This is a genomic window from Pseudoalteromonas sp. S1650 (genome assembly GCF_005887195.1).
In the GTDB taxonomy this organism is placed as follows: Bacteria; Pseudomonadota; Gammaproteobacteria; order Enterobacterales; family Alteromonadaceae; genus Pseudoalteromonas; species Pseudoalteromonas simplex.
In genome coordinates, this window is sequence record NZ_PNDF01000047.1 from 126267 (window position 1) to 150441 (window position 24175).

At 42.1% G+C, this 24175-nt stretch carries 23 protein-coding genes; 18 read left to right on the top strand and 5 right to left on the bottom strand.

The genetic code is table 11. The features are described from left to right. Positions 1-113: 113 nt before the first annotated feature. The 15 genes from pnp to purF all read left to right on the top strand — a co-directional run bounded on the left by pnp (position 114) and on the right by purF (position 16464). A complete protein-coding gene (gene pnp / locus CWB80_RS15080; RefSeq protein ID WP_138598986.1) occupies positions 114-2243 on the top strand; it encodes a polyribonucleotide nucleotidyltransferase in 2130 nt (709 codons plus the stop codon). Between the two features lie 128 nt (positions 2244-2371). Next, positions 2372-3250, top strand: coding sequence for a lipoprotein NlpI (gene nlpI / locus CWB80_RS15085; protein ID WP_054553170.1), 879 nt, complete (start codon positions 2372-2374; stop codon positions 3248-3250). Next, positions 3234-4436, top strand: a complete 1203-nt coding sequence (locus CWB80_RS15090; protein ID WP_138598985.1) for a hypothetical protein — start codon at positions 3234-3236, stop codon at positions 4434-4436. Before nlpI ends, CWB80_RS15090 begins: the two co-directional genes overlap by 17 nt. A 210-nt stretch (positions 4437-4646) precedes the next feature. Further along, complete coding sequence (locus CWB80_RS15095) at positions 4647-7439, top strand: monovalent cation/H+ antiporter subunit A (RefSeq protein ID WP_138598984.1); 2793 nt, start codon at positions 4647-4649, stop codon at positions 7437-7439. Continuing rightward, positions 7439-7783 carry a Na+/H+ antiporter subunit C gene (locus CWB80_RS15100; protein ID WP_054553167.1) on the top strand — a complete coding sequence of 115 codons (345 nt, stop codon included), beginning with the start codon at positions 7439-7441 and terminating at the stop codon, positions 7781-7783. Before CWB80_RS15095 ends, CWB80_RS15100 begins: the two co-directional genes overlap by 1 nt. Continuing rightward, complete coding sequence (locus CWB80_RS15105) at positions 7780-9297, top strand: monovalent cation/H+ antiporter subunit D (protein WP_138598983.1); 1518 nt, start codon at positions 7780-7782, stop codon at positions 9295-9297. Before CWB80_RS15100 ends, CWB80_RS15105 begins: the two co-directional genes overlap by 4 nt. Continuing rightward, positions 9297-9833: a Na+/H+ antiporter subunit E gene (locus tag CWB80_RS15110; RefSeq protein ID WP_054553165.1), complete on the top strand. Its 537-nt coding sequence runs from the start codon at positions 9297-9299 to the stop codon at positions 9831-9833. The genes CWB80_RS15105 and CWB80_RS15110 overlap by 1 nt, the downstream gene beginning before the upstream one ends. After that, positions 9827-10096 carry a K+/H+ antiporter subunit F gene (locus tag CWB80_RS15115; RefSeq protein ID WP_054553164.1) on the top strand — a complete coding sequence of 90 codons (270 nt, stop codon included), beginning with the start codon at positions 9827-9829 and terminating at the stop codon, positions 10094-10096. The genes CWB80_RS15110 and CWB80_RS15115 overlap by 7 nt, the downstream gene beginning before the upstream one ends. Before the next feature lie 8 nt (positions 10097-10104). Further along, positions 10105-10437, top strand: a complete 333-nt coding sequence (locus CWB80_RS15120) for a Na+/H+ antiporter subunit G (RefSeq protein ID WP_054553163.1) — start codon at positions 10105-10107, stop codon at positions 10435-10437. Between the two features lie 141 nt (positions 10438-10578). Then, on the top strand, positions 10579-11373 hold the full coding sequence (gene truA / locus CWB80_RS15125; protein ID WP_054553162.1) for a tRNA pseudouridine(38-40) synthase TruA: 795 nt from the start codon (positions 10579-10581) through the stop codon (positions 11371-11373). Between the two features lie 158 nt (positions 11374-11531). Beyond that, positions 11532-12407, top strand: a complete 876-nt coding sequence (accD, locus tag CWB80_RS15130; protein ID WP_054553161.1) for an acetyl-CoA carboxylase, carboxyltransferase subunit beta — start codon at positions 11532-11534, stop codon at positions 12405-12407. A 25-nt stretch (positions 12408-12432) separates the two neighbouring features. Continuing rightward, on the top strand, positions 12433-13698 hold the full coding sequence (folC, locus tag CWB80_RS15135) for a bifunctional tetrahydrofolate synthase/dihydrofolate synthase (protein WP_138598982.1): 1266 nt from the start codon (positions 12433-12435) through the stop codon (positions 13696-13698). Between the two features lie 11 nt (positions 13699-13709). Further along, a complete protein-coding gene (locus CWB80_RS15140; protein ID WP_138598981.1) occupies positions 13710-14363 on the top strand; it encodes an SPOR domain-containing protein in 654 nt (217 codons plus the stop codon). 61 nt (positions 14364-14424) lie between these two features. Beyond that, positions 14425-14919, top strand: a complete 495-nt coding sequence (locus tag CWB80_RS15145) for a CvpA family protein (protein ID WP_036969851.1) — start codon at positions 14425-14427, stop codon at positions 14917-14919. Between the two features lie 18 nt (positions 14920-14937). Beyond that, on the top strand, positions 14938-16464 hold the full coding sequence (gene purF, locus CWB80_RS15150; protein ID WP_054553158.1) for an amidophosphoribosyltransferase: 1527 nt from the start codon (positions 14938-14940) through the stop codon (positions 16462-16464). Between the two features lie 82 nt (positions 16465-16546). On the opposite strand, the gene CWB80_RS15155 is transcribed toward purF, so the two are convergent. Further along, complete coding sequence (locus CWB80_RS15155; protein ID WP_054553157.1) at positions 16547-17146, bottom strand: Yip1 family protein; 600 nt, start codon at positions 17144-17146, stop codon at positions 16547-16549. A gap of 230 nt (positions 17147-17376) precedes the next feature. On the opposite strand from CWB80_RS15155, the gene miaE reads away from it, so the two are divergent. Next, positions 17377-18135 (top strand): tRNA isopentenyl-2-thiomethyl-A-37 hydroxylase MiaE, encoded by a 759-nt coding sequence (gene miaE, locus CWB80_RS15160; RefSeq protein WP_138599049.1) that lies wholly within the window; start codon positions 17377-17379, stop codon positions 18133-18135. A 72-nt stretch (positions 18136-18207) separates the two neighbouring features. On the opposite strand, the gene CWB80_RS15165 is transcribed toward miaE, so the two are convergent. From CWB80_RS15165 to CWB80_RS15175, 3 genes are read right to left on the bottom strand one after another with little or no spacing between them, the layout of a single operon-like run. After that, a complete protein-coding gene (locus CWB80_RS15165; RefSeq protein ID WP_138598980.1) occupies positions 18208-18999 on the bottom strand; it encodes a transporter substrate-binding domain-containing protein in 792 nt (263 codons plus the stop codon). 51 nt (positions 19000-19050) lie between these two features. Then, a complete protein-coding gene (locus tag CWB80_RS15170) occupies positions 19051-19785 on the bottom strand; it encodes a UDP-2,3-diacylglucosamine diphosphatase (RefSeq protein ID WP_138598979.1) in 735 nt (244 codons plus the stop codon). Between the two features lie 54 nt (positions 19786-19839). Continuing rightward, positions 19840-20331, bottom strand: a complete 492-nt coding sequence (locus CWB80_RS15175; RefSeq protein WP_054553154.1) for a peptidylprolyl isomerase — start codon at positions 20329-20331, stop codon at positions 19840-19842. A gap of 177 nt (positions 20332-20508) precedes the next feature. Here CWB80_RS15175 and cysS point away from each other — a divergent pair, with 177 nt between their 5' ends. Both cysS and CWB80_RS15185 read left to right on the top strand, forming a co-directional pair. Beyond that, positions 20509-21888 (top strand): cysteine--tRNA ligase, encoded by a 1380-nt coding sequence (gene cysS / locus CWB80_RS15180; RefSeq protein ID WP_138598978.1) that lies wholly within the window; start codon positions 20509-20511, stop codon positions 21886-21888. A 137-nt stretch (positions 21889-22025) separates the two neighbouring features. Next, on the top strand, positions 22026-22910 hold the full coding sequence (locus CWB80_RS15185) for a DMT family transporter (protein WP_138598977.1): 885 nt from the start codon (positions 22026-22028) through the stop codon (positions 22908-22910). 50 nt (positions 22911-22960) lie between these two features. On the opposite strand, the gene folD is transcribed toward CWB80_RS15185, so the two are convergent. Beyond that, positions 22961-23815, bottom strand: a complete 855-nt coding sequence (gene folD / locus CWB80_RS15190) for a bifunctional methylenetetrahydrofolate dehydrogenase/methenyltetrahydrofolate cyclohydrolase FolD (RefSeq protein WP_054553151.1) — start codon at positions 23813-23815, stop codon at positions 22961-22963. Positions 23816-24175 lie beyond the last annotated feature (360 nt).

Consider the following 24175-nt stretch of genomic DNA (forward strand, 5'->3'; position numbering starts at 1 on the left):
AATCGTGTTTTCATAAGCACAATTAAGTACTGTAATTGGTACTTTGATGGACTGTTTTTTACCAATTCGGAGCACAGCTCTGAGTTGCTTTTACATTTAAAGGACATTTTTAAGTGCAAGCAATTATTAAAGAATTTCAACTAGGTCAACACACTGTGACCCTAGAAACAGGTGCTATCGCTCGTCAAGCAGACGGCGCAGTACTAGCAAGCATTGGCGATACTTCAGTATTAGTTACTGTTGTTGGTAAGCGTGATGCACAACCAGGCCAAGACTTCTTCCCACTAACAGTTAACTACCAAGAGCGTATGTACGCTGCGGGTCGTATCCCTGGTGGTTTCCTTAAGCGTGAAGGTCGTCCTAACGATGGCGAAACACTTATCGCTCGTCTAATCGACCGTCCAATCCGTCCACTTTTCCCAGACGGTTTCGTAAACGAAGTACAAGTAATCGCGACAGTTGTTTCTGTTAACCCAGAAATCCAACCTGATATGGTTGCTATGATTGGTACTTCAGCAGCACTTGCTATCTCAGGTATTCCATTCAATGGTCCTATCGGTGCTTCACGTGTTGGTTTCATCAACGGTGAATACGTACTTAACCCAACACTCGCTGAGCTTGAAGAAAGCCAATTAGACCTAGTTGTTGCTGGTACTGATAACGCAGTACTTATGGTTGAATCAGAAGCTGAAACACTATCTGAAGACGTAATGTTAGGTGCGGTTGTGTATGGTCATGAGCAATCTCAAGCTATCATCAACGCAATCAACGAGTTCAAAGCTGAAGCGGGTAAACCAGCTTGGGATTGGACTGCACCAGAGAAAAACGTAACACTTGCTGAGAAAATCTCTGCAATTGCTGCTGATAAAGTAGGTGAAGCATACCGCATCACTGACAAAGTAGCGCGTAAAGAAGCACTAGGTGCAGCGAAAGAAGAAGTGGTTGCTACATTAACAGCTGAACTTGCTGAAGGCGAAGAGCTAGATTCACAAGAAGTTGGCAAACTATTCGGTTCTTTAGAAAAAGAAATCGTTCGTGGCCGTATCATCGCTGGTGAAAAACGTATCGACGGTCGTGAACCAGATATGGTTCGTGCACTAGACGTAATGACGGGTGTTTTACCTCGTACTCACGGTTCTGCAATCTTCACGCGTGGTGAGACGCAAGCACTTGTAACTGCAACACTTGGTACTGAACGTGATTCACAGTTAATCGACGACTTAACAGGTACTAACAAGCATCACTTCATGCTTCACTACAACTTCCCTCCGTTCTGTGTAGGTGAAACAGGTTTTGTAGGCTCTCCTAAGCGTCGTGAAATTGGTCACGGTAACCTAGCTAAGCGTGGTATTGCTGCGGTACTACCTACACTTACTGACTTCCCATACTCAATCCGTGTTGTTTCAGAAATCACTGAATCAAACGGTTCATCGTCTATGGCATCAGTATGTGGTACGTCACTAGCACTTATGAACGCAGGTGTACCAATCAAAGCATCTGTTGCTGGTATCGCGATGGGTCTAGTTAAAGAAGGCGACGATTTCGTTGTTCTTTCAGATATCTTAGGTGATGAAGATCACTTAGGTGACATGGACTTTAAAGTAGCGGGTACTTCAAACGGTATCACTGCACTACAAATGGATATCAAGATCGAAGGTATCACTAAAGAAATCATGCAAATCGCTCTTAAACAAGCGAAAGCAGCACGTCTACACATCTTAGGTGTTATGGACGAGGCGATTGCAGCACCTTCTGAAGAGCTATCTCAATTCGCACCACGCATCTACACTATGCAGATCCCTGCGAAGAAAATTGCTGAAGTTATCGGTAAAGGTGGCGCAACTATCCGTCAACTTACTGAAGAAACGGGCACAACGATTGAAATCGAAGATGACGGTACAATCAAGATCGCTGCAACTGACGGCATCAGCGCAAACGATGCAATCAAGCGTATCGAGCAATTAACTGCTGAACTAGAAGTAGGTACTATCTACACTGGTAAAGTTGTACGTATCGTTGATTTTGGTGCGTTCGTTAATATCCTTCCGGGTAAAGACGGTCTAGTGCACATTTCACAAATCAGCACAGAGCGTGTTAACAACGTAACTGACCACCTAAGCGAAGGCCAAGAAGTTAAAGTTAAAGTTCTTGAAGTAGATCGCCAAGGTCGTGTACGTCTAAGCATCAAAGAAGCTATGGAACCAGCTGCTGAAGAAAAAGCAGAAGAGTCTAAAGACGCTTAATGATGATTGAATAACCAGTTATTTGCTGGATATAAGAAAAAGGGGCTGTTTAGCCCCTTTTTTTATGCTTTAATGAAACCTATCCGCTTCGCCTTTGTCTACAGAGAATTCAGGTATTAAGGAATTTAATGATTTTTAAACACTTAGCATTGACCGCTGTGGCTATTTTTTCTTTAAGTGCATGTCAAACAACTTCACAACCTGAGTCAGTCCCTATTGTTAATGTGCCTTTTACTGCACCATTAGCACCTGATTTTCGTAACGAAATTACGATTGCTCGCTATTCTGAACTACTAAATCGTGCTGATTTAAGTGCAGAGCAACAAGCCAAACTTTATTACGATCGCGGTGTATTATTTGACAGCTTAGGTATGTCGACCTTGGCGCGTATTGACTTTAACCGTGCAATTAAGCTCAAACCAGACCTAGCAGAAGTGTATAACTTCTTAGGCATTCATCACACACTAATGCAGCAGTATGAACAAGCTTATGAGTTCTTTGATTCGGCACTTGAGCTTAACGAGCAACACGAGTATGCCTATTTAAATCGTGGTATTGCCCTTTACTATGGCGACCGTCCATCACTTGCACAAGATGATTTACAGCAGTTTTTAAATCGTTCGCCAAGCGATCCTTATCGTGTGCTATGGCTTTATTTAGCTCAATCAGAAGCTGATAAAGCGCAGGCCTTAGTTGATTTAAAAGCTAACTCGCAGGGTGTTGATGAGTCTCAATGGGGTTACCAACTATTAGCACTTTATTTAGGTGACATTAGTGAGTTTGAGTTTTTATCTGGCATTATTGAAGGTGTAACTTCAGAGCAAGAGTATGCGCACCGCTTATGCGAAGCTTATTTCTACCTAGCGAAGATGCATCAAGCGGCGGGTGATAACTATCTTGCTGCCGATTACTTTAGACTTGCCCTTGCCACCAATGTGCATGAGTTTGTTGAATACAAATATGCCCGCTTAGAGCTTGAGTTAATGGCTGGTGAAAACGCAAGCTAAGGTTTTTTTTACTGTTATTCTATTGCTGAGCTTGGGTTTTGTTTCAAGCTCAGTCTCTCGTTTTATTCCTGCTTACGCTTTTTACGCAAATACCACTCCTTCACAAGCAACGGCTATCTATCACTTGGCGCCCAGCGCCATTAATTTGCAGCATTTAGTGCTGCGCAACTCACAGCTTCGCCAGTTAGCAAAGCTAAATGATAGTAATGCTGCATATCAGCTTGCGCTCAGATTTTTGCAGCAACTAGATTACAACGCAGCAAAATTATGGTGGCAGCCTTACTTTGCTAAATTCACTTCAGCGCAGCAACAAACCTTAGCGGAGCAGCTAGTTAGAGCAAACCAGTGGCTCGATATAAGTTACCTAGGTAAAGCTGGCAAGTTACCTGACGGAGATGCCAAGCAAGCTTGGCTGTTGCAGCAACAAATGCCGCCAGCTCAAATTGACCCAGCTTATGCGCAGCAACAGCAATTAGCCTTATCAACATCAAGTGTAAAGGCAAGCAGTCAGTGCCAATTTAATGTTTTAATGATGACAGATCATTACAAAGGCATTGATACTTTAAAGCAGTATAAGCAGCAATACAGTAAAGCGCCTGAGCCTGCAAAAGGCAGCTTTTGTTTTACTGACGTTGTTTATGTTGCCGATAAGTTTAGCTGTGATGGCAACGATGGGGCGCTTGAATGTAACTGGCAAAATGCGGCTGAGTATTCATGGCCTGAAGGTTTTGACTTTATTGTGATGATGTCAAAACAAGGGGCAGCTAATGTTCGAGGTGGCATTATGCATATAAACTCATCGCAATCTTACGCGGTATTTCTACATGAGCTAATGCATTTTAATGGTTTTGAAGATGAATATGTTTTAGCAGAGCAAAAACAACAGTGGCTGTGTAATCAACAGGGGCTAGTTGCGCCAAATCTATTTATTGCCAATGAGGTTTCTCCGCCAAAAGGGTGGCAAAAAAGTATCGCTTGTGGCAACAAAAAAGCCTATAAACCAAGCCCTAACTGGTCGATTATGCAGTACCAAACTATGAGCCTGTCTGAGCAATACCGAGAACTTTGGCAAAAACAAATTAACCAGCCCTTAACAAAGCCGATTCGGTTTTCTGAATATTTTGCCTTTTTAGGCTTAAAGCCAGTGTTTACAACAGCTTCCAAAGAGCATAAATTTTCTGACTAATCGTCTATTTATTGCTATTTTAGTATGCAAAGTGGTTAAATGTTGTGCGAATAGGTGTGTCTCCTATAGACAAAATAGCACCTGATCAGTATAACTATACGCATTGTAAGCTTTTTTTAAGCCAACTTTTAACCATCCAAATGAACAGTACGCAACTAATTAAAACTAGAGCGGTATTGATATTCTTATGACACTAAAAGGCTCCTAATTATGACTTTGCTCTGGATACCCCTGTTATCCTTAATCGGCAGTGTTATTTCATCCTGCACTTCAAAACTAACACGTAACCAAAGCACTGCTTTGACCATGTTAGCGCCTTTGATTGCCCTTGGAATTGTATTTTCGCATACCCCTGCAGTCTTTTCTGGCGAAACAATTCGCTACACTGCTGAGTGGATCCCTCTTTTAAACATGCAAGTCTCGTTTCGACTTGATGGTTTAACGTTACTCTTTCTATATATGATCTTGGGTATCGGTACCCTGGTGATTTTTTATGCGCGTTATTACTTGAGTAGTAGCGACTCAATGCCAAAGCTATACTGCTATTTAATGCTATTTATGACCGCAATGGTCGGCATCGTGATGTCGAATAATGTGATCCAGCTGTGGTTTTTCTGGGAGCTCACCAGTATTAGCTCGTTCTTATTGATTAGCTATTGGTGGCATAAGTCAGAAGCTCGCAAAGGCGCACGTATGGCACTTGCTATTACCGGTGCCGGTGGTCTTGCGTTACTAGCAGGTTTATTACTGATTGGTGATATTGTTGGTAGCTATAATCTTGATGTTATTTTAGCAAGCAAAGCGCTTATTCAATCTCATGCACTTTATGAAGCTGCGCTGGTATTAGTGCTTTTAGGTGCATTTACTAAATCTGCACAATTTCCATTTCATTTTTGGTTACCCCATGCGATGGCGGCACCGACACCAGTCAGTGCCTACTTGCACTCTGCAACCATGGTTAAAGCAGGTATCTTTTTATTAGCGCGTTTTTATCCAGCGCTATCAGGCACAGATACTTGGTTTATCTTAGTGGCAATGACGGGTCTGGCGACTTTATTGGTTGGCGCTTACATCGCGTTATTTAAGCATGATTTAAAAGGCTTGCTGGCTTATTCAACAATCAGCCATCTAGGTTTAATTACATTACTCTTAGGCTTAGATACTGAGCTTGCTACAGTGGCTGCTATCTTCCACATCATTAACCACGCAACCTTTAAAGCGTCGTTATTTATGGCAACGGGTATCATTGACCATGAAACTGGCACCCGTGATATGCGTAAACTTAATGGTATGTGGCGATTTATGCCGTATACCGCCACACTTGCTATGGTGGCAGCGGCAGCCATGGCGGGCGTGCCACTGTTAAATGGTTTCTTATCGAAAGAGATGTTCTTTGCTGAAACACTACATCAGCAAGTGCTTGGCTCCATGTCGTGGTTAATACCAGTATTAGCGACGATTGCTGGTGCACTCTCTGTTGCGTATTCAGCACGCTTTATTCACGACGTGTTTTTCAATGGCGACCCAATCGATTTGCCAAAACAGCCTCATGAGCCACCGCGTTATATGCGTGTACCAATCGAAATTTTGGTTGTGCTATGTTTACTCGTTGGTATGTTCCCGCACTTTGCAGTAAGCGATATTTTAGCTGCGGCGTCTTATGCTGTGCTTGGTGATGCAGCCCCAGATTATAAGCTATCAGTATGGCATGGCTTTAACTTACCACTGTTGATGAGCTTTATTGCAACAAGCGTGGGTGTGATGATTTATGTGCAGCGTAAGCATCTGTTCCATTTCCAAGCTTCATTGCCAACTTTGAATGCTAAGAAAGGCTTTGAGCGTGGCTTATATAGCTTAATTAAGTGGTCACAAGAAAAGATTAAACGTATCGAAAATGGCTCGTTACAGCGCTATGCCTTTGTAATGATTGCGGTGGTGCTCATGTGTGCGGGCTGGCCTTTATTTGAAATGCGCCAGTTAGCGGGAGCAAGTGAGTTAACCCCAATTGATTTCCACAATGCTATTGGTGCCGGCTTACTAATAATTGGTGCGCTGGCAACGGTTATTTGGCACCGCTCACGAATGATATCTTTGATTATGATTTCAATCGTAGGCCTGATGGTGTCTGTTGCATTTACTCGATTCTCTGCGCCAGATTTAGCGCTGACTCAGTTAACGGTTGAAGTTGTTACCGTAATGCTACTGATGCTTGCACTGTTCTTTTTACCACAGCGTACTCCGAAAGAGGCAAGCTCACTGCGTATTCTGCGTGATTTAGGTATTTCATCGGCAATTGGTGTGGTCGTGGCGAGTATTTGTTATGCACTGCTGACAAGACCACTTGAGTCAATTTCTGACTTCTTTGTTGCTAATGCAAAAACTGGCGGTGGTGGTACTAACGTTGTAAACGTTATCCTCGTTGACTTTAGGGGTTTTGATACCCTAGGTGAGATTACCGTATTGGGTATTGCTGCGTTAGGTATTTATAAGCTTCTTATTAACTTGCCGCTGTTTATGCCAGCAAGTGATAGTGAAGGGCGCCCATGGGCAAGAGAGCGTTACCCAATTCTACTGTCGAGTATTTCACAAAGCTTGTTACCACTTGCATTACTTGTGTCTGCGTATATTTTCTTACGTGGTCATAACTTACCAGGTGGAGGCTTTATTGCCGGACTGGTTACCGCGATTGCATTTATTTTGCAATATATGGCTAATGGTTCGCATTGGATTGCAGACAGATTTGACGTGAATTATCGTAAGATTATTGCGTCAGGTATTGCTATTGCATTATTTACAGGTATTGGAAGTTGGTTCTTTGAACGTCCATTCCTAACAACCTGGTTTGATTATTTTGATATTCCGCTAGTCGGCAAGACAGAACTTGCTAGTGCTATCGTATTTGATTTAGGTGTGTATTTAACTGTTGTAGGTGCAACGCTGATGATTTTAGCAAGTTTAGGTAAATTAACTGCTGATACACCCAAGCAAGAGGTAAATATTTAATGGAAGTATTGTACGCATCATGCGTCGGCGTGCTGGTTGCATGCGGAATTTACTTAATATTGCGGGCTCGTACCTTCCCAGTGGTACTCGGCCTGACTATGTTGTCGTATGCAGTTAACCTGTTTTTATTCTCTTCAGGTCGTTTAACTATTAACAAAGCCGCTGTACTTGGTACAGGTAGTGAGTATGCCGATCCACTCCCTCAAGCATTGGTTTTAACCGCCATTGTAATTGGCTTTGCGATGACCGCTTTTGTGGTTATTTTAGCGATTCGTGGCCGTGCTGACTTGGGTAATGACCATGTTGATGGCCATCTTGTTAAATCATCGAAGGAGCAAAAATGATTCAGCATTTAGCTTCTTTACCGATTTTAATTCCGATGTTGGCAGGCGTTATTTTACTCATGCCGCCATGTGGAAAAAACTTACATATCCGCCGTGTTTCGTCGGTTATTTTGTCGATTGTTACACTCTTGGTCAGTGCTTATTTATTATTTCACGTAAATAGTACTGCACCGCTTGTTTACGCAATTGGTGATTGGTCTGCACCATTTGGTATTGTGCTGGTTGCCGATAGGCTAGCAACGCTACTCGTGCTACTTACCAGTTTCCTTGGTGCGGTCGTAGTGCTTTACAGCTGTGCTGGCGATGATAAAAAAGGGAGCTTTTTCCATCCGTTAGTGCACTTTTTAGTGTTAGGTGTAAATGGCGCCTTTTTAACGGGCGATGTATTTAACCTGTTCGTATTTTTTGAAGTGCTGTTGATTGCTTCGTATTCATTATTGATGCATGCCGGCAATAAACATAGTACCCGAGCTGCACTGCAGTACGTCATTTTAAACCTGATTGGTTCAAGCGTATTCTTAATTGCGCTGGGTGTACTTTATGGTGTGCTAGGCACATTGAACATTGCTGATTTAGCGCAAAAAGTACCACAGCTGACGGGTGATGATGTTTACCTTGCTAAAATTGGTGGCTTGCTGTTAATCGTGGTATTTGCGTTAAAAGGCGCGTTATTACCGTTACATTTATGGCTACCGAATACCTACGCCAGTGCAATGCCATTAGTTGCTGCATTATTCGCGATTATGACCAAGGTCGGTGTGTATGCCATGTTGCGCGTGTATACCGTAATATTTGGTGATAATGCTGGTGAGCTTGCTCATATGGCACAGCCTTGGTTATGGGGCTTAGCACTAGCGACCATCGTAATGGGTGGTATTGGTGTATTAGCGAGTCAAGATTTTAGAAAGCTTATTGCGAATCTGGTGGTTGTGTCTGTCGGTACTTTAGTGGCATTGGTTGCGATTCAAAATGTTGCTGCAACCGCGGCATTACTTTACTACTTAGTGCATTCAACCATTATTTGCGCAGCACTATTCTTAATTGCTGATTTAATTGCTCAACAGCGCGGTAAAGTTGCTGACCGGTTAGTTGCTGGGCGCGCCGTTGCACAGCCATATTTACTTGGTACTTGTTTTGTAGTGGCCGCGCTTGCTGTTGTTGGTATGCCACCGTTATCTGGCTTTGTCGGCAAAGTATGGATTTTAAAGAGCACGCTAGATAGCGAAAAAGCCATGTTGTTTTGGCCAATCTATCTAGTGTCTAGTTTAGCGTTATTAGTGGCGGTTTCACGAGCTGGTACCAGCTTATTTTGGGATCACACCCACAAAGACAGTGAAGCAATTGAAGGCACTAAAGCACATCCTGTTAAAGTAATAGCTGTAGTTGCATTACTTGCGTGTTCACCTTTAATGGTTGTGTTTGCAGGACCGATTTCAGACTATATGTTAGCAACATCAGAGCAGTTGTTTGATATCAACACTAGCATCAACGCTGTATTACAAGGAGGCCAATAATGCGTTTAGAAGCTCGCTTTCGTTGGTTGCCAACACCATTTCGCAGTGTTTTATTATTCATTGTATGGCTGTTGTTAAATAACAGTGTGTCGCCAGGACACCTGTTTTTAGCTGCATTTTTTGCCATTACTATTCCGTGGATCACATTCCCATTTCGTGATCCTCAGCCGCTTATTGTTAGGCCAGGTCTTGCGTTTAGGCACTTATTGTTAGTGCTGTACGATATTGTCACTGCCAACTTACAAGTAGCCCTGTTGATCCTTGGGCCAACGAAAAAGTTACGCCCAGGTTTTATCAAAGTACCATTGGATTTAAGCCATGAAATGCCAATCACTATATTGGCAAGCACAGTATCTTTAACACCAGGTACTGTGAGCGCAGAGGTTTATCCTATTCCTGAATCACTCGAAGAGGGCGAAGAAATTCAGCAGCGCTACTTATTGATCCATGTACTCGACTTAGCTGATGAACAAGCGTTAATTAATACTATTAAGCAGCGCTACGAAGCACCGCTTAAGGAGATTTTTCGATGCTAGATACCGTTTTTCTAATTGTTTTTGCAATGATAGCCATATCTTTATTGTTAAACCTATGGCGTTTAATTGTTGGGCCGTCGGTACCTGATCGTATATTGGCTTTAGATACTATGTTCATAAATACCATTGCTTTAATTATTCTTTATGGCATGAGCATGGGCACCGATTTGTATTTTGAAGCCGCATTATTAATCGCCATGCTTGGCTTTGTGAGCACTGTAGCGGTATGTAAATACCTGCTGCGTGGCGATATTATTGAATAAGGTAGCAAATGATGAGTGAATGGATTGTATCAATCTTATTATTAATTGGTGGTTGCTTTATTCTTATAGGTTCAATCGGACTTGTGAAAATGCCTGACTTTTTTATGCGTTTGCACGGTCCAACTAAAGCAACAACGCTTGGCATGGCATCATTGCTAATTGCTGCCATGGTGTATTTTAGCTACACCCACGACGGCATCAGTGTGAAAGAAATTTTGATTTCAATTTTCTTACTGATCACCGCACCTATTAGCGGCTATATGCTGATCAAATCAGCCATCCACCATAAGCTTCGTGCTAAAGATGGCACTAAGGGCCTCGATAACATCGAAGAAGATTAATACTAGCTCGCAGCAATAGTTAAGCGAGTTGATGTGATATCTGAGTAACCAGAACAATGCGATCTACGACAGTGGCTTTTATTGCGCTCGTAGATCGCATAAAATGCCCCGTCATTTAGTACAGTAGGTAAATAGAGCATTATGCGAGTAGCACTTGGAGTAGAGTACAACGGCGCGCGTTACAGTGGTTGGCAACGTCAATCACACGTCAATAGCGTACAACAAGAAGTAGAAACGGCGTTGTCGCGTATTTGTAATCATCCAGTCGAAATTGTTTGTGCAGGCCGCACCGATGCGGGTGTACATGGCACTGGGCAGGTGATCCATTTTGATACTCACGCTGAGCGTGAAATGGTCGCGTTTACGATGGGTATGAATACCTTACTGCCAAAAGATATTGCTATTCGCTTTGCCAAGCCTGTAAGCGAAGACTTTCACGCTCGTTTTAGTGCCACAGCGCGTCGTTATCGCTATGTGATTTATAATTACACCTATCGCGGCGCTATCATGAGTGAAGGGGTGACCCATTTTCATCACCCATTAGACGAAACTAAAATGCAAGAAGCCTGTCAGTATTTAATAGGTGAGCATGACTTTACTTCGTTTAGAGCACTACACTGCCAAGCAAATACAGCAAATCGTACTATTCACCATTTATCAGTAAAACGCCAAGGTGATTATGTGATCATTGATATTAAAGCCAATGCGTTTTTACATCACATGGTACGAAACATCACCGGGTGTTTGATGGACATAGGTTTACATAAGCATGAACCTGTGTGGTTAAAAGAATTACTTGATTTAAAAGAGCGCGCTAAGGCAAGTGCAACAGCAAAAGCCGCTGGCCTTTACTTAGTTGACGTGGATTACCCTGAACATTTTGGCATTCCTAAAACACCATTAGGGCCTTTGTTTTTACCTGATTCAGACAGTTAGACTTTAGTAGACTACTACTAAGACCAGTTTTTTATATCGTCTGCGGGTAATTCATGTTTTAATTAAAAAAATCTGTCTGTTTATTTGTTATCAGAAACACAAGCGAGTGTTTCCAATTAAACAGACTGCGACACAGAACAGCATTAAGAGAGTTGCAAATGAGTTGGTTAGAAAAAATCTTACCTAAAACGACTAAATCATCAGGTCGTAAAGAAATCCCAGAAGGGGTTTGGGCTAAGTGTACAGACTGTGATTCAATTTTATATAAAGCAGAATTAGAAAAAGCACTCAACGTGTGTCCTAAGTGTGATCACCACATGCGTTTAAGTGGCCGTAAACGTCTTGAAAACTTTTTAGATGATGCTGATCGCCAAGAAATTGGTGCAGAGCACGAACCAAAAGACGTATTAAAGTTTAAAGATTCTAAAAAATATTCTGACCGTATTACCCAAGCACAAAAAGCAAGCGGCGAAAAAGACGCACTTGTAGCAATGAAAGGCCGCCTAAAAGGTATTCCTGTTGCTGCTGTTGCTTTTGAGTTCTCGTTTATGGGTGGTTCAATGGCGTCAGTAGTAGGTGCTCGTTTTGTTGAAGCTGTAGATCAATGCTTAGAGCACAACATGCCACTTATTTGTTTCTCTGCATCAGGCGGCGCACGTATGCAAGAAGCACTTATGTCGTTAATGCAAATGGCTAAAACAAGTGCTGCACTTGCAAAAATGAGCGAAAAAGGCTTACCGTTTATTTCAGTATTAACTGATCCAACAATGGGTGGTGTATCTGCATCACTGGCAATGCTTGGTGATGTAAACGTTGCTGAACCTAAAGCGCTAATCGGTTTTGCGGGTCCTCGTGTAATTGAGCAAACAGTACGTGAAACGCTTCCTGAAGGTTTCCAACGCAGTGAATTCTTGCTAGAGCATGGTGCAATCGACATGATTGTAGACCGTCGTGAAATGCGTGACACCCTTGCACGTATCTTAGCGAAATTTATGAACTTGCCTTCTACTGAACAAGAGCATAGAGTAGCGTAAATTTCAGCTTAACTGATTAAACGCTATGACAGAAATCCTTCCTAGCCAATCATCAAGCCTTGATGATTGGCTTTGTTATTTAGAAAGTGTCCATCCTGCTAATATCGAAATGGGTTTAGAGCGCGTAGAACGCGTGGCAAACCAAGTCGGCTTACTCGATACATCAAGCAAAATAATCCTCATTGCAGGCACCAACGGTAAAGGGACTACAGCCCGTTGCCTAGAAAGTTTATTACTTGCACAGGGTTACAGTGTGGGTACTTATGCTTCGCCGCATCTTATTCGTTATAACGAGCGCGTACGTATTAATGGCCAAGAGCTTGACGATCAATTCCATGTTGATGCTTTCGATATGCTTGAAAAAGGCCGTGGTGACACGCAGCTTACTTATTTTGAGTACGGTACCTTAGGCGCACTGGCTATTTTCAAACGTCACGCCGTTGATTATGTGCTGCTAGAAGTGGGGCTGGGTGGCCGTTTTGATGCGACTAATATCGTGAATCCGCATGCTTGTGTGATCACCACCATAGATTTAGACCATAAAGAATACCTAGGTGATACTCGAGAACTTGTTGGTTACGATAAAGCCGGTATTTTCCGTACCAACACACCAGCTATTGTTGGCGATTTAGCGATTCCGCATACAGTGACTGATTATGGTAATGAAATTAACGCTGATATGGTGTTATCAGGCCGTGACTTCATATTCACAGAAGACAGTGAAGGCTTTAACTGGCAGTACCAAGGTAAAGATTGGCGCTTAGCTAAGCCTGCTATCCCTTGTCAAAATGCAGCAACCGCGTTGACCTTACTTGCAAAGCTTGAGCTACTACCAAGCGAGCAACAAGTGCGTGATTGCTTAGCGAATCTGACTGTAGAAGGGCGCTTTCAGCAGTTAAGTGAGCAGCCGCTTATTTTTACCGATGTTGCGCATAACCCTGAGTCAGCTCGATATTTGGCACGCAAATTAAGCGTGTATAAAGATCAAGGGTTTAAAATTCATGCATTAGTCGCTATGCTTGCAGATAAAGATAAGGTGGCTGCTATTTCAGCCGTGGCAAATGTTGTTGACCAGTGGTCGTTAGCAAGCTTAGATTGTTTCCGTGGCGATAAAGTTGAGAATCTTGCTAAAGCACTAGCCGAAACCACATCAACAGCGCCTAGTACGCACTATGAGAGTGTTGAAACTGCGCTAGATACGTTATTACCAAATGTTGATGAAAACACGTTAGTGATTGTGTTCGGTTCGTTTATAACTGTGGCTGCAGCCATCAATTACTTTAAAAAATAGAGAGGAAATCGGTGAACGCAGGGTTTATTAATCGCTTAGTAGGCACCACGATTGTGGTTGTGGCGGCTATTGTCTTCATTCCAAACATTTTGGATGGTGAGAAGGTTCATTATAAAGAAGGCTTTAAAGCTATTCCTGAACGCCCTGAGTTCACTACGATAGACTTGCAAGAGGTGATAGATAATAAAGTCGCCTCTGCCGAGCAACCTTCGCAAATTCCGGTTGAAGATACGCAAGCAAACGATGCTGATCTTGTCGCAAAAGAAACCCAGCAAATTGATACTGCACCGCAAATGGTTGAAGCTTCTATCGATGAGCCGGTAATTAACAAAGCTGAGCCAAAAGTTGCAGTGCAAGAGCCTGCCAAGCCAGTCGCTAAAGCCCCTGAGCCAACCCGTAAGCCAGAAGAAAACCTCACACAAATGGCTTATGTTATTCAACTGGGTAGTTTTTCTCACGCACCTAATGTGAAATCACTGCAAGAAAAATTAAAAGCGAATGGTTTCAAAACCTTTACGCGTCCAATCAAAACCCCGAATGGCACACTGACAAAAGTCTTTGTAGGTCCTTCACTTAGCAAGAAAGAGTTAGAAAGTAAGCTTCCTGAGTTAAAGCAGTTAACCAAGTTAAACGGCAAAGTTACTCAGTTTGAAATTACAAAATGATCTGGTATTTTGAGTATACCTCTTATAGAATGCGCCCCAAATTAACGACTAGTTGGTTCTTATGATCTGGGTTGATTACGCCATACTTGGCATTATTGCACTATCCACTATCATCGGCTTAATACGTGGCTTTGTAAAAGAAGCAATGTCATTAGCTGTATGGGCTGGCGCATTTATCATCTCTAGTTTGTTTTACCAATATTTAGCATCCTTCCTAACAAGTATTTCAGAACCCCTTTTAAGAAATGCAGCCGCAATAGCCATATTATTCTTTGCGACACTCCTGTTGGGTGGGTTACTAAACTATATTTTAGGTGAACTTGTACAACGTACTGGTTTATCTGGCACAGACCGTGTTTTCGGCATAGTGTTTGGTGCTCTTCGTGGCGTGTTGGTCGTAAGCGCGTTACTCTTCTTTCTTGATGCTTTTACCGGTGCACCTAATACGCATTGGTGGGGCAACTCTATTTTGATTCCAGAATTTGGCTTTGTTGTTGAGTGGTTCTTCTCGTACCTCGAAAACAACTCGAGCTTTTTAAATTCTGTAAACCGTTAATCGGCGAGGATAAATTTAATGTGTGGTATCGTTGGCATAGTCGGAACTTCTCCTGTTAATCAGGCGTTATATGACGGCTTAACTGTTTTGCAACACCGCGGTCAAGATGCAGCTGGCATCATTACCATTGAAAACAACACGTTTAGCTTACGTAAAGCCAATGGCCTTGTAAAAGATGTATTTCATACCCGTCATATGAAACGTCTGCAAGGTACAATTGGTATTGGCCATGTTCGCTACCCGACAGCTGGTTCTTCTAGCTCGTCTGAAGCGCAACCTTTCTATGTTAACTCGCCATTTGGTATCGCACTTGCGCACAATGGTAACTTAACAAACGCAGAAGCATTAAAGCAGCAATTATTTTCAGAAGCTCGCCGTCATGTTAATACAACATCTGACTCTGAAATTTTACTTAACATCGTGGCACATGAGTTAAGCAAATCAAATAAGCTAAAACTTGATGCTGAAGATATCTTCACTGCGATTACTGAAGTGAATAATAAAGTAACCGGTGGTTACGCAACGATTGCAATGATCATTGGTCACGGTATTGTTGCGTTTCGTGATCCGAACGGTATTCGCCCATTAGTATTTGGTAAGCGTGAAACTGCAAATGGTACTGAGTACATGTTTGCATCAGAAAGCGTTGCTTTAAAAACAGATGGCTTTGAGTTTGTTCGTGACGTTGCACCAGGTGAAGCAATTTACGTAACTGAAGATGGTCAACTTTTTTCACAAGCGTGTGCTGAAAAAGCAACTTACTCGCCGTGTATCTTTGAGTTTGTTTACTTTGCACGCCCAGATTCAACAATTGACCGTATGTCTGTTTATGCAACACGTGTAAACATGGGTACTAAGTTAGGTGAGAAAATCGCACGTGAATGGGCTGACAAAGACATCGACGTGGTTATTCCAATTCCAGAAACATCATGTGACGTAGCACTTGAGATTGCATCAGCGCTTAACCTGCCATACCGCCAAGGTTTTGTTAAAAACCGCTACATTGGCCGTACGTTTATCATGCCAGGTCAAGAAATGCGTAAGAAGTCAGTTCGTCAAAAACTGAATGCTATTGACCGTGAGTTCAAAGGTAAAAACGTATTACTTGTTGATGACTCTATTGTTCGTGGTACAACGTCAGCGCAAATCGTTGAAATGGCTCGTGAGTCAGGTGCGAAGAACGTTTACTTCGCATCAGCAGCGCCAGAGATTCGTTTCCCGAACGTATATGGTATCGACATGCCATCGGCAGCTGAGCTAATTGCTCATGGCCGTGAAGTTGAAGATATCAACGCCAGCATTGGTGCAGATGGTCTTATCTATCAATCGTTAGATGACTTAATCTCAGCAGTAAGCCAAGAAAACCCAGAAATCACCCGTTTTGAAACATCAGTATTTGATGGTCAATACATCACCGGTGATATCGACCAAGACTACTTAAACCACATTGACCGTTTACGTAATGATTCAGCGAAATCAACCCGTGAAAATGCGATGTCAGCAAGTTTAGAGTTACATAACCAAGAAGAAAACAGCGCTGATTAATCAGCCTTGTTTTGATTGGTATAAAAAAGGAGCTTCACAGCTCCTTTTTTGTTTATGGAAAGAAAGGAAAATAACAATGAACTCAAGTAAACATAGGGTGGACAATTCCGTTAGTCCATAAAATAGCTGTCGCAGCTAAAATAATTACCAATAAAATCAGCCCGCACGTGACTACTGAACTGGCATAGATAAAACCTCGCTCTTCAGGAATATGCATTAAAATTGGCACTCCTGTATAGAGCAAGTAAACTGAGTAGGCCAGTGCTACAAGACCTACACACACCACAAACCATAGCTCAGGTAAGAATGCCGCAAATGAAGACATAAATACTGGCGTGGCTGTATATGCAGCAAGTTCTAGGGTTTGTGTAAAGGTGGGTTTTGCACCAAAGGTCACTGCCATCCAATGAGCTAAGTATGCAAGTGCAAACACGCCCGCAATTAGTGCAAAGTACATCGCAACCGCGATAAGTAATGCACTATCATGGGTTAGATATACTGCTTCACCTGCGCCAATACTCCAGCCCAAATAAACTGATGAATAGTAGCCCATGAGTGAAGGGATACAAGCAATTAATAAAATGTGCGATAAGCTATAGCGCAAGCTTTCGTGACGGTTATCAATTGTCTGCCATTCTTCGAGTGGGTGAGCGTATAAGCCCCATAAGTGGTTTAGAATCATAATTATTGCCCCTGTAAAAAAGGAATATGAGCTGCTTTATTTTTGTACAGCTTTGATTAAGTTATGGTTCAGTAATTAAATCTTGTCAAGAAGCTGAAATAATCGATATAGCCGATTAAATGTAACTCTTTAGTGCATATAGAAAATTACTTTGCACTGATGTGGGTCATGGAATGCGGGCTAATTTATGTGATAAAATCGAATTAAGATTTTTGATGAGAAGTTATTCAGTGCCTTATTCTGATTTATTAGCGCCCATTCATTCTTTTTTAAAGTGCGAAACGCCTGATGAGTGGATTGCTGCGGCAACCAAAAAAGAAAACTTAGATGTGGTTTTAATTGATCACCTAATTTGTGAATTAAAAGCAGCTCAGTCTGCGATGTTTTTAATTCGTAAGTATGCAGTTGATAAAGAAAGTAGTGATGCGTTGCTTGAGTGGTTAAAACCCTTTGAAACGCTTGTTTATAAGCGTGAAGGTGATTGGCGAGAGCTTGCAGATAAAAACAAGCTGACTAAATCAATGATCCCAAAATCGAATTCACCTTACGGGCAAGACCTTATCGATAAAATGGTGATGCTTATAAAAGAAGAGCTCCATCACTTTTATCAAGTGCTTGAGATCATGGATGAATACGGCATTGAATATAAAAGCATTACCCCATGTCGTTATGCCAAAGGAATGCTGCGCCATGTAAAAACTTACGAGCCTGATGCTTTGGTAGATAAATTAATTATCGGTGCTTACATCGAAGCCCGCTCATGCGAGCGTTTTGCTAAATTAGCCCCGCATGTTGATAAGCGCTTAGGTGACTTTTATATTTCACTACTGCGCTCTGAAGCGCGTCATTACCAAGACTATTTATCTCTTGCACAAGAAATCAGTGAGTTTGATATCACTGAGCGTGTTGAATTTTTTGGTCTGCTTGAAGCTGAGCTTATATCAACTCCTGACGAAGACTTTAAATTTCATAGTGGTGTGCCAGCTTAGGTAAGCTTTTTTGAGTACCTATGTATCACAAGTAAGCTCAGTTCCTTAAAATTTGAATTCTTATTACCGCAACTAGCGCAGGTTTCTGCTTAATAATTGAGTTAATTGACGAGTTTGCTCGTCAGTAAACTCATAGCTTTGGAGAATCTCTTCTAGTTCACCTGAAGCCACAATCGCTTTTAGACCTAAATGTAAGCTACGTTGAAATTGCTTTGCTTGGGGATGATGTTTGTCGCTGATCACGTGTAAATTTTGCGTAGCTAAAGTCGGGGTAATATATTCAACTTCTACTTGCTTTGCTTGTTGTAACCGCTCGCTGTTGCTGAGCCAATACAAAGCGACTTCTTTTGTGCCTGCAACTAAATCAACGCGGCCATGTTTTAGTAGTAATAAGCTATCAATTAAGCTATCAGTGGTTGTTACAGTAAGCTCTGGGTGTTGTTCAAACTCTGGGCTAACTGCATAGTCTTCTCCTTTACTAATCGTATAGGGTTTTAGTGAATATAGTGAGCCAGTAAAAGTTATCTCGCTGCCTGCGCGTTTAAAAAGTACTGTGTGAGCTGTCGCAATAGGTTGTGAATAAATAAAGCTTCGCGTTCTTAACTCAGTATAATAAGCCCCGAGTACTGCCACACGTCTATGTCGTTTTGCCAGTTTTAATGCTCGAGCCCACTGAGTATATTCGATAGAGGCTTTTTGATTTTGCGTTTTCAGTGCTGCGATGACCACTTCATGAAGCCAGCCAGGCTTGTGTTGTTCACCAATAAAATAGGGCGGGAATGGCTCAGTGACCAATTGCCAAGTTTGGCAGTGGACTGAAAAGCTGAACAGTAAACAGCAACAGAAAAAGCTTAATCGGTTCATAAACAGAGAAGGTATTTAACATTACTGTTTACAGCATAGTTAAAAATACGCTTATTTAAAGGGCGTATGGACTAGTTTTTGTTTTTCAGGAGTAGCTCTTAAGTATGAACCTTGTTCATACCAGTCACCCAGTACAGTGCGGGTTAGCGTTTTACCATTTATATTATAGTGATGCACATTGGGGCGGTGGGTATGACCGTGGATCATATTAGCAACCTGATGCTTTTCAAACATGGCTAAAACCGCATCTTCGGTCACATCTAAAATCTCTAATGCTTTGCCAGCTTGGCTTTGTTTTGATTTTTCGCGGGCGTTGCGGGCAATTTTCTTACGATACCAAAGCGGCATAGCAAGCATTAGTTTTGGCCACCACCAACCACGGCTTTTTTTACGAAACTTCTGATATTCAATATCTTGAGTGCACATTTCATCACCGTGCAAGATAACGGTTGGAGTACCGTATAAATCAATAACAACTTGCTCAGGCAATAACGTCATACTCGCGCTTTTTGCATAGTCTTCTCGCATAATGAAATCGCGATTACCATGGATAAAAAACACCTCAGTACCACTTTTACTGACTTGGCTTAAACGTGCGGCAACACTCTTTGAAAGGTCAGTTTGATAGTCATCACCGACCCATACTTCAAAAAAATCACCCAAAATATACAGCGCATCAACGTCATCATTAATAATCTTGTTATCAAGAAAATCAAAAAATGCCGCGGTGATGTCTGGGCGGTTTTCTGTTAAATGGAGATCGGCAATAAAATAACTTTGTTTCATGGTTACTCGCAAAAAAGCGGGCAAAGGCCCGCTTAAAAAGACTAAACGATTAAATTAGCTAACCGTTACTTTTTCGATGATTACATCTTCAAGAGGTACGTCTTGGTGGAAGCCAGCGCTGCCAGTAGCAACACCTTTAATTTTGTTTACCACGTCCATACCTTCAACAACTTCTGCGAACACGCAGTAGCCCCAGCCTTGTGATGTTTCACTGCTGAAGTTTAAAAAGTCATTGTCGTTAACGTTAATGAAGAACTGCGCAGTTGCTGAGTGTGGATCCGGCGTACGTGCCATTGCTAATGTGCCCACTTTATTTGCAAGGCCGTTGTTTGCTTCATTTTCGATAGGGTTGTTTACTTCTTTTTGAACCATACCTGGTTCAAAACCACCGCCTTGTACCATAAAACCATCGATTACACGGTGGAAGATAGTACCGTTGTAAAAGCCAGCGCTGGCATACTCTAAGAAGTTTTTAACTGTGTTTGGTGCATCGCTTTCGTGCATCTTGATAGTGATGTCACCAAAGTTTGTGTGTAGTACAACCATGAGGTTTCCTATATCAGGTTTAATAATGGGGCTATTTTATAGTAGTTGTGTTTGATTAACAAAGAGCTTGTTTAAAACGATTAACAAACTGCTTATTCAATTGATAAAGCGCTAGAGCAGCGGCTTTGCAAGTGTTACCATAGAGAATCTCGAAACACCGTTAAGGACATTTTATAAATGGTACAAATTTACAACACACTTACGCGACAAAAAGAGCAGTTTAAACCCCTTGTTGATGGCAAAATCGACATGTACGTGTGTGGTATCACCATTTATGATTACTGTCACATCGGTCATGCTCGTACTTTCGTTGGTTTTGACGTGATTGTTCGTTACCTACGCCACATCGGTTACGATTTAAAATATGTTCGTAACATCACAGATGTTGATGACAAAATCATTAAGCGTGCTAACGAAAATGGTGAGTCAATTAATGACTTAACGACTCGTATGACTAAAGCCATGCATGAAGATTTCGACAGCTTAAATATGCTGCGTCCGGATGTTGAGCCTACAGTAACAAACCATATGGATGAAATCATCGCGATGGTTGAGCGTCTAATTGCCAAAGGCCATGCGTATGTTGCTGCAGATGGTGATGTATTGTTTGACGTATCAACCTTTGAGCAATATGGTGCTTTATCACAACAAGACCTAACCATGCTACAGGCTGGTTCACGTGTTGAAGTTGCACAAGATAAGCAAGATCCACTTGATTTCGTGCTTTGGAAAAAAGCCAAGCCAGAAGAGCCGTCATGGTCTTCACCATGGGGTGAGGGTCGTCCTGGTTGGCATATCGAATGTTCAGCAATGAGCTCTAAGCACTTAGGCGAACATTTTGATATTCACGGTGGTGGTTCAGATTTACAGTTCCCGCACCATGAAAACGAAATTGCTCAGTCATGCTGTGCAAATAACGGCAAATACGTGAATACGTGGATCCACACGGGTATGGTGCAGGTAAATAAAGAGAAGATGTCTAAGTCTCTAAACAACTTCTTTACCGTACGTGATGTATTAAAAGAGTACGATGCTGAATCAGTTCGTTATTTCTTAATATCAGGTCATTACCGTAGCCAGCTTAACTATTCGCAAGAAAACCTTGAGCAAGCACGTTCGTCACTTGAACGTATTTACACTGCACTGCGCGGGGTAACGCCAATCGAATGCGACTTAGCTAGCAATGAATATGTGGCTAAATTCAGAAAAGCGATGGATGATGACTTCAACACACCAGAAGCACTACCCGTGTTATTTGAACTAGCAAAAGAGCTAAACCGTGTTAAAGACAGTGATGCAGAGCAAGCAGGTAAGCTCGCTTATGTACTACGTAGTGTTGCAGAGGTATTAGGGGTAGCACAACAAGATCCAGAAGCCTTTTTACAAGGTGGCCAAGCTGATGATGAAGTAGCACACATCGAAGCGTTAATAGCAAAACGTAATGAAGCCCGCGCAAGCAAAGATTGGTCGGCAGCTGATGAAGCCCGCGATGCATTGAATGCACTTGGTGTGGTACTTGAAGACTCTGCTGGTAAAACAACGTGGCGTAAAGCCTAAGTATCCATCGAAAGATAACTCATTAAAAAAGGTTGCCAACGAGGCAACCTTTTTTGTTTTTAATTAGATACAGCTATTGACCTCAACTTTACTTGAGGTTTTGCCTTGTCATCTCTTCGTATTAACAAGGACAGACATTGAATATTTTACTTGCCATGATCCCCGCCTTTTTATGGGGCACCACCTATGCCGTGACCAAATATGCCACACCTGATTGGCCGCCACTTTTATTAGGCGCATTGCGTGCACTACCTGCAGGGTTGTTACTTTTATTACTTAAACCTAGTTTGCCAACCCGTTCGCAGTGGCCAAGTTTGTTAACGCTAGGTGCTGTGAATATCGCGCTGTTTTTTGCCTTTATTTTTATCATGGCAGTAAACCTTCCTGCAGCTATAGCTGGGGTAGGGATGGTGTCTGTGCCGGTTGTGGCTTTGATATATGCTTGGCTTACTAAAGGACAGCGCCCTGCAAAAATTCAAGCATTCTGTGCTATGGCGCTGGTGGTATTGGCATGGTTTTTGTTTGACCCAGCACACGTGTCATTAAATGTATTGGGAGTGGCTGCTTTATTTGGGGCCTTACTGACTATTGTGATTGGTAGCACCTTGGTACAGAGTTTGTCGGTGCATATTCATTGGTGGGTTGTGCTTACCTGGCAGTTAATCATTGGCGGCACTATTTTATTATTGGCTGCGTTTATTGATGGCAGTTTACTTCACCCAGAACAATACCAAGTGGTATTTGAGCCTATCTCAGCGCTGCAATATTCGGCATTATTTTGGTTAATCGTGCCCAATACTGCCATCGCTTATATTCTGTATGTTTGGTTATTAGGACGCATGACTGTAGCTGAGTTTTCATTCGGAACGATAGCTAACCCAATTGCGGGAATCGTATGCGCTGTTTTACTCATAAACGAACAATATCAAGACTGGCAATACCTATTGATGTTTATGATGATTGTGTTTTCAGTGCTCCCCCAGATGTTAAAGCTCAGACTGTTCAAACTACATCGGTTTTAAAATCAAAAAAGGCTGCCAATTGGCAGCCTTTTGCAATAATTTAGCTCTTCTTAGCTGTGGTACTTTTCACACGCTTCAAGGGTGTTTTCGATTAAGCTTGCCACAGTCATTGGACCAACACCACCTGGTACTGGTGTAATGAAATGTGCTTTTTGTTCAGCGATATCGTATTCAACATCACCAACAAGCTTGCCAGATTCAAGGCGGTTAATACCTACATCGATTACGATAGCACCTTCTTTAACCCAATCACCCGGAATAAACTCAGGTTTACCCACCGCTACAACTAATAAATCAGCGCGGCGAACATGCGTTTCTAAATCTTGAGTAAATTTATGACAAACCGTTGTTGTACAGCCTGCAAGTAAAAGCTCAAGTGACATAGGACGACCAACAATGTTTGATGCACCAACAACAACTGCGTGCATACCTTTGTAGCGAACACCTGTTGAGTCAAGTAGGGTGATAATCCCTTTTGGCGTACAAGGGCGAAGTGCCGGCATACGCTGAGCTAAACGACCAATGTTATAAGGGTGGAAACCATCAACATCTTTATGTGGTGTGATGCGTTCAAGAATTTTTTCAGCATCAAGACCTTGTGGTAAAGGTAACTGTACTAGAATACCGTCTACTTCTTTGTCTTCGTTTAGTTGATCTATTAATGCAAGTAAATCTTGCTCAGTTGTGTCGCCAGGTAAATCGTAAGACTTAGATACAAAGCCGACTTCTTCACATGCTTTACGTTTAGAACCAACATACACTTGGCTAGCTGGATCTTGACCAACTAACACAACTGCTAGTCCTGGAGCGCGTAATCCATTCGCTACACGCTCTGCAACTCGCTCTGCTACATTGCTGCGTACTTGTTTAGCTATTGCCTTACCATCGATGATGTTTGCCGTCATAGGTGACCTTTAATTGGGGTTAGTTAACTTGATACTGATACATCTAAATATGATTATCCAATAAAGGGGGCGTGGATACACAAATCATGTTTGTTTGATCATATTTATTTATGTTGCGTATTTTCGCAGAAAAGCATCATAGCGCCAAGATGCAATCTTATATAAAGCGCTACTTTATAAAAAAGAGTTCAAATTTTAGCTTATATTTGCAATATTTAACCATTATGAACTAAAAGTGACCGATTGAATTATTTTCTTAAAAAAATGTTTGACCTGACTCGGTCAAATCACTATTATGCACCCCGTTGTTAACGAGGTCACTCGCAAACAACAGTAAGCATCGGCGATTAGCGCAGTTTG